This window comes from Pseudomonas sp. NFX98 (assembly GCF_047784845.1).
Classification (GTDB): Bacteria; Pseudomonadota; Gammaproteobacteria; order Pseudomonadales; family Pseudomonadaceae; genus Aquipseudomonas.
Genome location: NZ_JBLNNF010000001.1, coordinates 240,397 through 252,760, shown reverse-complemented (window position 1 = coordinate 252,760; position 12,364 = coordinate 240,397). Strand labels below are relative to the sequence as shown.

14 protein-coding genes and 1 tRNA gene are annotated in these 12,364 nt (G+C 57.8%); 11 read left to right on the top strand and 4 right to left on the bottom strand.

Going from position 1 to position 12,364, the window contains the following annotated elements:
• The first annotated feature begins 66 nt into the window (after nucleotides 1–66).
• The 11 genes from ybgC to nadA all read left to right on the top strand — a co-directional run bounded on the left by ybgC (nucleotide 67) and on the right by nadA (nucleotide 8,446).
• Complete coding sequence (gene ybgC, locus ACM110_RS01125) at nucleotides 67–534, top strand: tol-pal system-associated acyl-CoA thioesterase (RefSeq protein WP_150717234.1); 468 nt, start codon at nucleotides 67–69, stop codon at nucleotides 532–534.
• On the top strand, nucleotides 524–1,219 hold the full coding sequence (gene tolQ / locus ACM110_RS01120; protein WP_007995636.1) for a protein TolQ: 696 nt from the start codon (nucleotides 524–526) through the stop codon (nucleotides 1,217–1,219). Before ybgC ends, tolQ begins: the two co-directional genes overlap by 11 nt.
• 23 nt (nucleotides 1,220–1,242) lie before the next feature.
• A complete protein-coding gene (gene tolR / locus ACM110_RS01115; protein ID WP_162488917.1) occupies nucleotides 1,243–1,695 on the top strand; it encodes a protein TolR in 453 nt (150 codons plus the stop codon).
• Nucleotides 1,695–2,774 carry a cell envelope integrity protein TolA gene (tolA, locus tag ACM110_RS01110; RefSeq protein WP_416126222.1) on the top strand — a complete coding sequence of 360 codons (1,080 nt, stop codon included), beginning with the start codon at nucleotides 1,695–1,697 and terminating at the stop codon, nucleotides 2,772–2,774. Before tolR ends, tolA begins: the two co-directional genes overlap by 1 nt.
• Before the next feature lie 17 nt (nucleotides 2,775–2,791).
• Nucleotides 2,792–4,072: a Tol-Pal system beta propeller repeat protein TolB gene (gene tolB, locus ACM110_RS01105; RefSeq protein WP_416126405.1), complete on the top strand. Its 1,281-nt coding sequence runs from the start codon at nucleotides 2,792–2,794 to the stop codon at nucleotides 4,070–4,072.
• A 52-nt stretch (nucleotides 4,073–4,124) separates the two neighbouring features.
• Entirely contained in the window at nucleotides 4,125–4,622 is a 498-nt protein-coding gene (gene pal, locus ACM110_RS01100; protein WP_003178634.1) for a peptidoglycan-associated lipoprotein Pal, read from the top strand.
• A gap of 6 nt (nucleotides 4,623–4,628) precedes the next feature.
• The gene (ybgF, locus tag ACM110_RS01095) at nucleotides 4,629–5,468 is read left to right on the top strand and encodes a tol-pal system protein YbgF (RefSeq protein ID WP_416126221.1); all 840 of its coding nucleotides are present in this window, start codon (nucleotides 4,629–4,631) and stop codon (nucleotides 5,466–5,468) included.
• Nucleotides 5,469–5,634: 166 nt separating this feature from the next.
• Complete coding sequence (queE, locus tag ACM110_RS01090; RefSeq protein WP_338582620.1) at nucleotides 5,635–6,282, top strand: 7-carboxy-7-deazaguanine synthase QueE; 648 nt, start codon at nucleotides 5,635–5,637, stop codon at nucleotides 6,280–6,282.
• A gap of 1 nt (nucleotide 6,283) precedes the next feature.
• The gene (gene queC, locus ACM110_RS01085) at nucleotides 6,284–6,976 is read left to right on the top strand and encodes a 7-cyano-7-deazaguanine synthase QueC (protein WP_416126220.1); all 693 of its coding nucleotides are present in this window, start codon (nucleotides 6,284–6,286) and stop codon (nucleotides 6,974–6,976) included.
• Between the two features lie 63 nt (nucleotides 6,977–7,039).
• Nucleotides 7,040–7,115: transfer RNA gene (locus ACM110_RS01080), tRNA-Lys, on the top strand.
• 272 nt (nucleotides 7,116–7,387) lie between these two features.
• Complete coding sequence (gene nadA, locus ACM110_RS01075; RefSeq protein WP_416126219.1) at nucleotides 7,388–8,446, top strand: quinolinate synthase NadA; 1,059 nt, start codon at nucleotides 7,388–7,390, stop codon at nucleotides 8,444–8,446.
• Nucleotides 8,447–8,533: 87 nt separating this feature from the next.
• Here the strand turns inward: nadA and ACM110_RS01070 are convergent, their stop codons facing one another.
• The 4 genes from ACM110_RS01070 to ACM110_RS01055 all read right to left on the bottom strand — a co-directional run bounded on the left by ACM110_RS01070 (nucleotide 8,534) and on the right by ACM110_RS01055 (nucleotide 12,271).
• Entirely contained in the window at nucleotides 8,534–9,022 is a 489-nt protein-coding gene (locus ACM110_RS01070; RefSeq protein ID WP_416126218.1) for an RDD family protein, read from the bottom strand.
• A 96-nt stretch (nucleotides 9,023–9,118) separates the two neighbouring features.
• Nucleotides 9,119–9,331 (bottom strand): cold-shock protein, encoded by a 213-nt coding sequence (locus tag ACM110_RS01065; RefSeq protein WP_007931076.1) that lies wholly within the window; start codon nucleotides 9,329–9,331, stop codon nucleotides 9,119–9,121.
• A 402-nt stretch (nucleotides 9,332–9,733) separates the two neighbouring features.
• Nucleotides 9,734–10,858 carry a glycine cleavage system aminomethyltransferase GcvT gene (gene gcvT, locus ACM110_RS01060; protein WP_416126217.1) on the bottom strand — a complete coding sequence of 375 codons (1,125 nt, stop codon included), beginning with the start codon at nucleotides 10,856–10,858 and terminating at the stop codon, nucleotides 9,734–9,736.
• Between the two features lie 36 nt (nucleotides 10,859–10,894).
• Complete coding sequence (locus ACM110_RS01055) at nucleotides 10,895–12,271, bottom strand: L-serine ammonia-lyase (RefSeq protein ID WP_416126216.1); 1,377 nt, start codon at nucleotides 12,269–12,271, stop codon at nucleotides 10,895–10,897.
• Nucleotides 12,272–12,364 lie beyond the last annotated feature (93 nt).

Here is a 12,364-nt window from a genome sequence, read left to right as displayed (position 1 = left end):
AAGCCGCAGAACAATGAAAAACAGTTGCCTGGCCGGATTGGCAACCCGAGGAGTAAGCACTAGAGTATGCGCGCGCAAAACGGGCTTGAGCCTTTCGCACATCGTTGTCGCGTTTATTACGAGGACACCGATGCGGGCGGCATCGTGTATTACGTTAATTACCTCAAGTTTATGGAACGGGCTCGAACCGAGCGGCTACGAGAGCTGGGCTTTGCCCAATCGCAGCTGGCAGGGGAGGACCTGTTGTTCGTCGTGCATTCCAGCGAAGCGCGCTACCACGCGCCGGCGCGACTGGACGACGAACTGCTGGTAAGCGCTGAAGTAATCGAATTGAACCGTGTCAGCCTGCGCTTCAAGCAGCAGGTCAGGCGGGCTACGGATGATGCGCTGCTCTGCGAAGGGCAGTTTCTGGTGGCCTGTGTGCGCACTGAAAGTTTAAAACCCCGGGCCATTCCCGAAGCTCTACGAGCGGCCTTTGCCGACGTGAGCGGCGCGGGTACACACTCAAAGCAGGAGATAAAGCGTGGAAGCTAACGTCGTCGACCATTCCTCCATGTGGAGCCTGGTCAGCAATGCCAGTATCGTGGTGCAACTGGTAATGCTGACCCTGGTAGCCGCATCGGTGACCTCATGGATCATGATCTTTCAGCGCAGCAATCTGCTGCGCGCCGGTCGACGTGCCCTGGAGAGCTTCGAGGAGCGCTTCTGGTCGGGTATCGACCTGTCCAAACTTTACCGTCAGGCGGGTAGCAACCCAGACCCGGACTCGGGCGTCGAGCAGATCTTCCGCGCCGGCTTCAAGGAATTCTCCCGTCTGCGCCAGCAACCGGGCGTTGACCCGGAAGCGGTGATGGAAGGTGTGGCCCGTGCCATGCGCGTTGCCATTTCCCGCGAAGAAGAAAAGCTCGAGCAAAGCCTGCCGTTCCTGGCCACCGTTGGGTCCGTGAGCCCGTATATCGGTCTGTTCGGTACCGTCTGGGGCATCATGAACTCCTTCCGCGGTCTGGCGACCGCCCAGCAAGCGACGCTGGCCACTGTGGCTCCAGGTATCGCCGAAGCACTGATCGCGACCGCGATCGGTCTGTTCGCAGCCATTCCAGCCGTTATCGCTTACAACCGTTTTGCTGCTCGCAGCGAAACCCTGCTGGGCCGTTACTACACCTTCGCCGATGAATTCCAGGCGATCCTGCACCGCAAAGTGCACACCAGCGAAGAATAAGCAGGTAATTTCCAATGGCTTTAATCGCTCGAGCTCGCAAAAAGCGCAAGCCGGTCGCCGAGATGAACGTGGTGCCTTACATCGACGTGATGTTGGTGCTGCTGGTCATCTTCATGGTGACTGCGCCGATGCTCAATCAGGGCGTGAAAGTTGATCTGCCCAAGGTTTCCAGCGAAGCCTTGCCGCAGGACAACAACACCCAGGTCCTGACCATTTCCATCAAATCCGACAAGACCTATTACTGGAACCTCGGCAGCGAAGTCGACACCGAGAAGCAGCAGGATCGTGCCATGACCCTGCCGCAGATGACCGATGCGGTGACCAAGATCATTCGCGTCGGCAACGAAAGCGGCAAGCGTACCCAAGTGTTCATTCGCGGCGACAAAAGTGTCGACTATGGCTCCGTCATGGGCGCCATGGGCGGGTTGCAGAAAGCCGGCGTCGGTAACGTTGGCTTGATTACCGAGGCGCCCTGATGCAGCAACAGCGAGAGCCGTCCGCCTCGGAAAGCTACTTCTGGCCTAGTGTCTGGGCGATTGGCTTGCACGTGCTGGTGTTCGGCATGCTGTTCGTCAGTTTTGCCTTCACACCGGAGCTGCCGCCGGCCAAGCCGATTGTCCAGGCGACCCTGTACCAGCTGAAATCGAAAAGTCGGGCGACCACCCAGACCAATCAGAAGATTGCGGGTGAAGCGCAGAAATCTGCTGCGCGTCAGACCGAAGTCGAACAGTTGGAACAGAAAAAGGTCGAGCAGGAAGCGGTGAAGGCTGCGGAACAAAAGAAAGAAGAAGCGGCTCAAAAGGCCGAGGAAGCCAAGAAGGCCGACGAGTCGAAGAAAGCGGATGAGGCGAAAAAGGCTGATGAAGCCAAGAAAGCCGATGAAGCGAAGAAGACCGCCGAAGCCAAGAAGGCCGAAGAGAAACAATTGGCTGATATAGCCAAGAAGAAATCCGAAGAAGAAGCCAAGAAAGCCGCTGAAGAAGAGGCCAAGAAAGCGGCCGCTGAAGAAGCGAAGAAGAAAATCGTCGAAGACGCGAAGAAGAAAGCCGCCGAAGACGCCAAGAAGAAAGCTGAAGCTGAAGAGGCGAAGAAGAAAGTCGCCGATGAAGCGAAGAAGAAAGCTGCTGCCGATGCTGCGAAGAAGAAAGCGCAGGATGCGGCACGTAAATCTACCGAAGACAAAAAGGCCCAGGCCTTGGCCGATTTGCTTTCCGACACGCCGCAGCGCCAGCAGGCGTTGGCAGATGAGCAGGGTGACGAAGTCGCCGGCAGTTTCGATGATTTGATTCGCCTTCGTGCGGCGGAAGGCTGGGCTCGTCCTCCTTCAGCACGCAAAGGTATGACAGTGGTGCTGCAAATCGGCATGTTGCCGGACGGTACGGTGACTTCGGCCAGCGTGGCCAAGTCCAGTGGTGACGGTCCGTTTGATGCGTCTGCTGTAGCGGCAGTGAAGAATATTGGACGTTTGACAGAAATGCAGGGAATGAAGCCGAGTGATTTCGCTCCGTATCGTTCATTCAAGATGACATTCACGCCTGAGGATTTAGCCCCGTGAGAAACCTTCTTCGAGGAATGCTAATCGCTATCTGCTGCATGGCAGGAATGGCGATGGCAGATGAGAAAAACATTCTGGTCACCAGCGGCAGTGATCGAGCCACCCCGATCGCGGTGGTGCCGTTTGGCAACCAGGGCGGCAGCGTGCTGCCGGACGACATGGCTGAAATCATCGGTAACGACCTGCGCAACTCGGGTTACTACTCGCCGATTCCAAAGCAGAACATGATCAGCCAGCCTAGCCAGGCCAGCGAAATCATCTTCCGTGACTTCAAGGCACTGGGTGCCCAGTACGTCATGGTCGGCAGCATTGTTCCGGCGGGCGGTCGCCTGCAGGTGCAATACGCACTGTTCAACGTCGCTACCGAGCAGCAAGTGCTGACCGGCAGCGTGTCGGGCGGCGTCGATCAACTGCGCGACATGTCGCACTACATCGCCGACCAGTCGTTCGAAAAACTCACCGGTATCAAGGGTGCGTTCTCGACTCGCCTGCTGTACGTGACGGCCGAGCGTTTTTCCGAGAAGAACACTCGCTACACGCTGCAACGTTCGGACTATGACGGCGCGCGCGCCGTGACCCTGCTGCAATCGCGCGAGCCGATCCTGTCGCCGCGTTTCGCACCGGATGGCAAGCGCATCGCCTATGTCTCGTTCGAGCAGAAGCGTCCGCGCATCTTCATGCAGAACATCGACACCGGTCGCCGTGAGCAGATCACCAACTTCGAAGGCCTGAACGGTGCGCCAGCCTGGTCGCCGGATGGCAATCGCCTGGCGTTCGTACTGTCCAAGGACGGCAACCCGGACATCTACGTGATGAACCTCGGTTCGCGTCAGATCACCCGCGTCACCAACGGTCCCGGCATCAACACCGAACCGTTCTGGGGCAAGGATGGTTCGACCATCTACTTCACTTCCGACCGTGGCGGCAAGCCACAGATCTACAAAACCAGCGTCGGTGGTGGCGGTGCGGAGCGCGTAACTTTCGTCGGTAACTACAACGCCAACCCTAAACTGTCGGCTGACGAAAAGACCCTGGTAATGATTCATCGCCAGGATGGTTTCACCAATTTCAAAGTGGCAGCTCAGGATTTGCAGCGCGGTAGTGTAAAGATCCTCACTGATAGCACTCTGGACGAGTCGCCTACTGTTGCGCCCAACGGCACCATGGTAATCTACGCCACCCGCCAGCAGGGCCGGGGAGTCTTGATGCTCGTGTCCATCAATGGACGCGTAAGGCTCCCGCTTCCTACCGCACAAGGCGAAGTCAGAGAACCTTCCTGGTCCCCTTACCTGAACTGACGCGGCGCTATACGTTTTACTTAACACACTGGGGTTCATTAGGAGTTTCACGATGGAAATGCTGAAGTTTGGTAAATTTGCTGCGCTGGCTCTGGCCATGGCTGTAGCTGTAGGTTGCTCGTCCAAAGGCGGCGACAATGCCGGTGAAGGCGCTGTAGATCCAAACGCTGGTTACGGCGCAAACACTGGTGCAGTTGACGGCTCCCTGAGCGAAGAAGCTGCTCTGCGCGCAATCACCACTTTCTACTTCGAATACGACAGCTCGGACCTGAAGCCAGAAGCCATGCGCGCTCTGGACGTTCACGCCAAAGACCTGAAAGCAAACGGCGCTCGCGTTGTTCTGGAAGGCAACACCGACGAACGTGGTACTCGTGAGTACAACATGGCACTGGGCGAGCGTCGTGCGAAAGCCGTTCAACGCTACCTGGTACTGCAAGGTGTTTCCCCAGCTCAGCTGGAACTGGTTTCCTACGGCGAAGAGCGTCCAGTTGCTACCGGCAACGACGAGCAGTCCTGGGCTCAAAACCGTCGCGTCGAACTGCGTAAGTAATTCGTCATGCGAACGTGCCGTCGTGCTGTAACTGTTCTGGCTCTCAGTCTCGCGCCGCTTGCGGCGTGGGCTGCGGTTCCTGTGGTCGATAACGACTCCGGCTATAACAATAGCGGGAGCAATAGTCCGCCTGCAGGTTACGGTACGAACGGCGCCTATGCCGGGGGAGGGGTTTCGACCCCTGTCTCGGCACAGGGCCAGCTGTTCAACCAATTGCAATCGATGCAGGATCAGATCTCGCGCCAACAGGGCGTGATTGAAGAACTGCAAAATGATGTGGCGCGCATGAAGCAAGAAAGCCTGGAGCGATACCAGGATCTTGATCGGCGCATAGGAACCGGCGTTGCACCAGCCGCGACTCCTGAGAATTCTTCCGGCGGTGGCGATTTGAACGCCCCCGCTGCAGCAGCCGGCGCAAGTGCAGGAGCGGCAGCCGCTCAAGCACCCGCCGCGGGTAGCGAACCGGCAGATCCGGCGAAGGAAAAGCTCTATTACGATGCTGCCTTCGATCTGATCAAAGCCAAGGATTTCGACAAGGCCAGCCAGGCTTTCGCCGCATTCCTGCGCAAATACCCGAACAGCCAATACGCGGGCAATGCCCAGTACTGGTTGGGCGAAGTGAACCTGGCCAAAGGCGATCTGCAAGGTGCAGGTCAGGCATTTGCCAAGGTTTCGCAGCTGTATCCAAAGCACGCCAAAGTGCCTGATTCGCTGTACAAGCTCGCTGATGTAGAGCGCCGCCTGGGTCATACCGACCGGGTAAAAGGCATTCTGCAGCAGGTGGTTTCCCAATATCCGGGTACATCCGCCGCTCAGTTGGCCCAGCGCGATCTGCAGAAAATGTAAGGCTGCTTGAACCGTTTCGCAGAAACCCGCGCTTGTCGCGGGTTTTTTCGTTAGAATTCACGCCCTTTTTATGAAACACGCTTTTTGGGATCTGCGCATTGCCGGGGTTCCTTGAAGTGCCTGACGGAGGCGGACAGCCTGTTTAGCTGTTACGCCCGTGGCGACTATGCAAGACACATTGAGAATTACCGAAGTTTTTTACTCGTTGCAGGGTGAAACGCGGACTGCTGGCCTGCCCACTGTTTTTGTGCGCCTGACCGGTTGCCCTCTGCGTTGCCAATACTGCGACAGCGCCTACGCCTTCACTGGCGGGACCATCCGCACACTCGACGATATCCTCGAGCAAGTGGCCGGGTTCCGTCCGCGTTATGTCTGTGTCACCGGCGGCGAGCCCCTGGCGCAACCCAACGCCATCCCATTGCTCAAGCGCTTGTGCGATGCCGGTTACGAAGTGTCACTGGAAACCAGTGGCTCTATCGATATCTCGGCGGTAGATTCCCGGGTCAGTCGCGTTGTCGACTTGAAGACTCCAGGGTCGAAGGAAGCGCACCGCAATCGCTACGAAAACATTGAGCTGCTCACGCCCAACGATCAGGTGAAGTTTGTCATCTGTTCGCGGGAAGACTATGACTGGTCGGTCTCCAAGCTGATCCAGTACGGTCTGGAAAAGCGTGCCGGTGAAGTGCTGTTTTCGCCAAGTCACCATGATCTCAATGCACGGGACCTGGCTGACTGGGTGGTGGCGGACAACCTGCCAGTGCGCTTGCAATTGCAGCTGCATAAATATCTTTGGAATGACGAGCCGGGGCGCTGATATGACGGAACAACTGAACACTGCGGAAAAACGTGCGGTCATCCTGCTGTCCGGTGGCCTGGACTCGGCAACCGTGGTGGCCATGGCCCGCGCCGAAGGCTACAGCTGCTACACCATGAGCTTCGACTACGGTCAGCGGTCCCACGCCGAGCTGTACGCCGCCGAACGCGTCGCCCGGGATTTGGGGGTGGTCGAACACAAGGTCATCGGTCTCAATTTCAACGGCATGGGCGGCTCGGCGCTGACCGACAGCAGCATCGATATTCCGGAAGAGTTGGGCGAAGGTATTCCCGTCACCTACGTGCCTGCGCGTAACACGGTTTTCCTGTCCCTGGCGCTAGGCTGGGCTGAAGTGCTTGGCGCACGCGACATCTTTATCGGTGTCAACGCAGTGGATTATTCCGGCTACCCGGACTGCCGCCCCGAGTTCATCGAGTCGTTCGAGCGCATGGCCAATTTGGCGACCAAGGCGGGTGTAGAAGGCAATGGCTTCCGCATTCAGGCGCCGCTGCAAAACCTCAGCAAAGCGCAGATTGTCCAGGCCGGCACCAAGCTTGGCGTCAATTACGGCCTGACCGTTTCTTGCTATCAGGCCGATGATGAAGGCCGTGCATGCGGCAAATGCGATAGCTGCCGGCTGCGCGCGGAAGGCTTTGTCGCGGCCGGAATCAGTGACCCAACACCTTATTTTTGATTTATTTCAAAATAGGTGTTGAATAGTCCTTAAAAATCAGTATTATACGCGCCACCACACAGCGGGTCGTTAGCTCAGTTGGTAGAGCAGTTGGCTTTTAACCAATTGGTCGTAGGTTCGAATCCCACACGACCCACCATTTTCAAGCAGTTTTAAAAGTCTGGAAGGCCCACGCAAGTGAGGATTTCCGGATTTTTTTTTGCCCGCGATTTGTGTTTGCCCAGGCCTTGGGTGGCACTTCATGACGCAGGTCAGAATCATCTTTTGCATCCACCGGATATTCTGTAGCCTTGCCCAGCTTCAACGCTGTCCGTGCCTGATGAATACTCACTTTCCCGGCGGTACCCTGAAGGGTCCGGAGCCGGGTGTATACTCGACTTTCGCGCGAATGCGCCTGCAGGTCTTGCGAACATGACGCAGATTTCCGAACGCCTTCTGGTTCAAGCCCACCTCGATGCCAAGCAGCCCAAGCCGCTGACCGCTGACGAAGAGGCTTACTACCGTGCCGCCATCGCTGCCGAGCTCAAGGCTCAGGACGCGGTGCTGGTCGCTCACTTCTATTGCGATCCGATCATCCAGGCCCTGGCCGAAGAAACCGGTGGCTGTGTCTCCGACTCGCTGGAGATGGCTCGATTCGGCAGAGATCACTCGGCCAAGACCGTTGTGGTCGCCGGTGTGAAGTTCATGGGCGAAACTGCAAAAATCCTCACCCCTGAAAAACGCATTCTGATGCCAACCCTGGAGGCGACGTGCTCGCTGGACCTGGGTTGCCCGGTCGATGAGTTTTCCGCATTCTGCGACCAGCATCCGGAGCGTACGGTGGTGGTCTACGCCAACACGTCGGCGGCAGTCAAAGCCCGGGCGGACTGGGTGGTGACTTCCAGTTGCGCACTGGAAATCGTCGAAAGCCTGATGGACAACGGCGAAACCATCATCTGGGGCCCGGACAAGCATCTGGGCACTTACATCCAGCGCCAGACCGGTGCCGACATGCTGTTGTGGGACGGTGCTTGCATCGTTCACGAAGAGTTCAAGTCCAAGCAGCTCGAAGACATGAAGGCGCTGTATCCCGATGCAGCGATCCTGGTGCACCCGGAGTCGCCGACGTCGGTGATCGAGTTGGCAGACGCCGTCGGTTCCACCAGTCAGTTGATCGCAGCGGCTCAGAGCCTGCCGAACAAGACCCTGATCGTCGCCACCGACCGCGGCATCTTCTACAAGATGCAGCAGCTGTGCCCGGACAAGGTCTTTATTGAAGCGCCAACGGCCGGTAACGGCGCAGCCTGCCGCAGTTGCGCGCACTGCCCGTGGATGGCGATGAATACGCTTGAGCGCACGCTGAAGAGCTTGAAGGAAGGGACGAATGAGATATTCGTCGACCCGGCCCTGGTTCCTCAGGCAATTCGCCCGTTGAAACGCATGCTTGATTTCACTCAGGCGGCGCGGATGAAGTTGGCGGGTAACGCTTAAGAGCAAAAGCAAAAGATCGCAGCCTTCGGCAGCTCCTACAGGGATTGATGTAGGAGCTGCCGAAGGCTGCGATCTTTTTTGTGGGCGTTACTTTTGTTTCTTTGGGATCCGCACAAGCTGGGTATTGGAATACATGTCATGCCAGCTGCGTTGTTGCTTGTCGAACAGCGACCAGATGAACCCGAGCCCAACGCACAGCCATGAGGCAATCGACACCACAAAGCGCAGCAGCGCTTGCCACAGGGTGATGGATGAACCGTCGGCATTCTGCACGCGGATGCACCAGACCTGCATGCCCAGGGTCTGACCGGAGTAGGTCCAGAATTTGGCGAAGAAACCGAACAGCACGAACAGCAATACCGTCGAGAGCAGCGGATCGCCATCAAGCGCCCCGGCTTCAGTTAGCGTGCGCATTTTTTCTTCACCGATGATCCACATCTGGATCATCTTGTAGATGCCGCTGGTGACGATCAGCAGTGCAGTGCATAGCAGGAAGTCGTAAAACATCGCTGCCAGGCGACGACCCAGGCCAGCGGCAGGAAATTCGCCCTGGGGGTTAAGCAGGTGTTTCGACATGGCAGGCTCTCGGCGGAAAAAGAAAGCCATTTTACGGATTTACGCGCACAAAAAAGCCCCTGATGTCAGCATCAGGGGCTTTTTCGTTACAGAAGATTAGCCTTCTGCTTGTACTTCGTCAGCCTGCATGCCTTTCTGGCCCTGCACGGCGATGAAGGTCACTTTCTGGCCTTCTTTCAGGCTCTTGAAGCCGTTGCCCTGGATGGCGCGGAAGTGCACGAACAGATCCGGACCGCTTTCAGGAGTGATAAAACCAAAACCTTTCTCGTCGTTAAACCACTTGACGGTACCGCTCTGACGTTGGGACATTTCTTATTTCCTTTGACGCAAAAATTAATGACAGTCTCCTTCTCATGAAAGAGTACTGGGGCTGGTTGCAGGAGAGTAAGAAGACGTCAAACGGGATGTAGCTAACTTGTAGGCTACTGCCCAGGTCACGATTCCAAGCGACCCATGCAAACACAGTGAACAAACTCTACGCCAACTATGGGAGAAAAAACAAGCCCTGTGAAAGGCCCGTATTTGCTCGGGTTGGTGGCGTGCTGTGCCAACTAGCATCGGCTTATGCGATAGAGGGGTTCAATTGTTTTCGATCGTTATAAGCAAAGTTCATAATCGAAGCTTACAGCCAAACGATGCACTATTTTATGGCGGTTGCGTTACACATTAGTGCACTGTTAACGCAACCGCGTTACTTATAGGAACAAACGATCAGCCGCGATAGTAGCGTTGCGGAACAAATGGCATTTTGCTTACAAGCAAAGGAACCTTTTTCCCACGAACAATTGCCCACACCGGTGTATCGATAGCGATATAAGCGCTGTCGAGGTAACCCATCGCTAAAGGTGCGCCCAGGGTCGGCCCGAAACCGCCGCTGCAGACGCTGCCGATGCTCTCGCCCGCTTCGTTGACGATTTCTGCGCCTTCACGCACCGGGGTGCGTTCTTGTGGCAGCAGGCCGACGCGTTTGCGGCTGACGCCACCCTGTTGCTGAGCGAATACCGTTTCAGCGCCCGGGAAGCCACCGGCACGCGGGCCATCGGCACGGCGTGGCTTGGAGATGGCCCACAGCAGGCTGGCTTCGATCGGCGTGGTGTCGGTGTTCATGTCGTGGCCGTACAGGCACAGGCCGGCTTCCAGACGCAGGGAATCGCGTGCACCGAGGCCGATGGCTTCAACTTCCGGTTCGGCCAGCAGGGCACGAGCCAGGGCTTCGGCGCTGTCGGCCGGCACGGAGATTTCGAAACCGTCTTCGCCGGTGTAGCCCGAACGGCTGACAAAGCAGTCCACGCCCAGCAGTTTTACGCGGGCGAACTGCATGAACGTCATTTTCGACACTTCTGGAGCCAGGCGTGCCAGAACTGTTACCGCCGCTGGGCCTTGCAAAGCGAGCAGGGCGCGTTCTTCGAACAACGGCTCGATGCTGCACTGCTCGCCGATGTGCTTGCGCAGGTGCGCCAGGTCCTGATCCTTGCAGGCAGCGTTGACCACCAGGAACAGTTCGTCGTTACCCAGGTTGGCGACCATCAGGTCGTCGAGGATGCCACCGGTCTCGTTGGTGAACATCGCATAGCGCTGCATGCCTACCGGCAGGTCGATGATGTCCACCGGCACCAGGGTTTCCAGAGCCTTGGCGGCATTGGTGCCGGTCAGGCGGATCTGGCCCATGTGCGAGACATCGAACAGGCCAGCCTGATCGCGGGTGTGCTGGTGTTCTTTCATTACGCCCAGCGGATATTGCACAGGCATGTCGTAGCCGGCGAACGGCACCATGCGTGCGCCGAGTTCGATATGCAGTGCGTGCAACGGGGTTTTCAACAATTGTTCGGTGGACATATTCAGCTCCTGAAGAAGGGTGCAGATGAGCGCGCATCAGCACTCGATAATGTTGACCGCCAAACCGCCACGGGCGGTTTCCTTGTATTTGCTTTTCATGTCGGCGCCGGTCTGGCGCATGGTGCGGATGACCTTGTCGAGGGAGACGAAGTGCTGCCCGTCACCGCGCATGGCCATGCGCACGGCATTGATGGCCTTGACCGAGCCCATGGCGTTGCGCTCGATGCATGGCACTTGCACCAGCCCGCCAATCGGGTCGCAGGTCAGGCCGAGGTTGTGTTCCATGCCGATCTCCGCGGCGTTTTCCACTTGCTGCACGGTGCCGCCAAGCACTTCGCACAAGGCGCCGGCAGCCATGGAGCAGGCTACGCCGACTTCGCCCTGGCAGCCGACTTCAGCGCCAGAGATCGAAGCGTTTTCCTTGTACAAAATGCCGATGGCCGCAGCGGTCAGCAGAAAACGCACGACACCGTCGTCATTCGAGGCCGGGATAAATCGCATGTAGTAATGCAGCACGGCGGGAATGATTCCGGCCGCGCCGTTGGTAGGCGCGGTGACCACGCGTCCACCGTTGGCGTTTTCTTCGTTGACCGCCAGGGCGTACAGGTTGACCCAATCCAGCACTGACAGCGGATCACGCAACGACGATTCCGGGTTCTTGCACAACTGTCGATGCAGCGCGGCGGCGCGGCGTTTTACTTTCAAACCACCGGGCAGGATGCCTTCGTTGCGGCAGCCGGCTGCGACGCAGTCCTGCATCACTTGCCAGATTTTCAGCAGGCCGGCGCGGGTTTCCGCTTCCGGGCGCCAGGCGCTTTCGTTGGTCAGCATCACCTGGCTGATGGACAGGCCATATTTGACGCAATGACCAAGAAGATCCTTGGCGCTTTTGAACGGGAAGGTCAGGGGGGTGGCGTCTTCGACGATGCGGTCGGCGCCGGCGGCGTCTTCATCGACGACAAAACCACCGCCGACCGAGTAGTACTCGCGGCTGCGGATTTGCAGGCCTGCGGCATCGAAGGCACGAAAAATCATGCCGTTGGGGTGATAGGCCAATGGCTTGCGAATCATCGCCAGGTGTTCTTTCTCGTTGAACGCAATGCTGTGTTCGCCGAGCAGGTTCAAGCGACCGCTGCCGCGAATGTCTTGCAGGCGGGCGGCGACGGTTTCGGTGTCAACGGTGTCCGGATGCTCGCCTTCCAGGCCGAGCAGCACGGCCTTGTCGCTGCCGTGCCCCTTGCCGGTGGCGCCGAGCGAGCCGTACAGCTCGACTTTGATGCTGGTGGTTGCCGTCAGCAGCCCTTCACGGCGCAGGCCTTCGACGAAACGCGCGGCGGCGCGCATCGGGCCGACGGTGTGGGAGCTGGAGGGGCCGATGCCAATCTTGAACAGGTCGAACACGCTTAACGACATGAGTTGTTCTCCGGTTTCTTGTTATAGGCGTAACTATCACGGGAGATGCGCCCGGTAGGAGCTGCCGCAGGCTGCGATCTTTTGATCTTGCTT

Coding starts and splice junctions, on each gene's coding strand:
- ACM110_RS01055 (WP_416126216.1), bottom strand. CDS start 12,271: ATGTCGTTAAGCGTGTTCGACCTGTTCAAGATTGGCATCGGCCCCTCC.
- gcvT (WP_416126217.1), bottom strand. CDS start 10,858: ATGTCCACCGAACAATTGTTGAAAACCCCGTTGCACGCACTGCATATC.
- ybgF (WP_416126221.1), top strand. CDS start 4,629: ATGCGAACGTGCCGTCGTGCTGTAACTGTTCTGGCTCTCAGTCTCGCG.
- tolA (WP_416126222.1), top strand. CDS start 1,695: ATGCAGCAACAGCGAGAGCCGTCCGCCTCGGAAAGCTACTTCTGGCCT.
- ACM110_RS01070 (WP_416126218.1), bottom strand. CDS start 9,022: ATGTCGAAACACCTGCTTAACCCCCAGGGCGAATTTCCTGCCGCTGGC.
- ybgC (WP_150717234.1), top strand. CDS start 67: ATGCGCGCGCAAAACGGGCTTGAGCCTTTCGCACATCGTTGTCGCGTT.
- ACM110_RS01065 (WP_007931076.1), bottom strand. CDS start 9,331: ATGTCCCAACGTCAGAGCGGTACCGTCAAGTGGTTTAACGACGAGAAA.
- queC (WP_416126220.1), top strand. CDS start 6,284: ATGACGGAACAACTGAACACTGCGGAAAAACGTGCGGTCATCCTGCTG.
- nadA (WP_416126219.1), top strand. CDS start 7,388: ATGACGCAGATTTCCGAACGCCTTCTGGTTCAAGCCCACCTCGATGCC.
- queE (WP_338582620.1), top strand. CDS start 5,635: ATGCAAGACACATTGAGAATTACCGAAGTTTTTTACTCGTTGCAGGGT.
- tolB (WP_416126405.1), top strand. CDS start 2,792: ATGCTAATCGCTATCTGCTGCATGGCAGGAATGGCGATGGCAGATGAG.
- pal (WP_003178634.1), top strand. CDS start 4,125: ATGGAAATGCTGAAGTTTGGTAAATTTGCTGCGCTGGCTCTGGCCATG.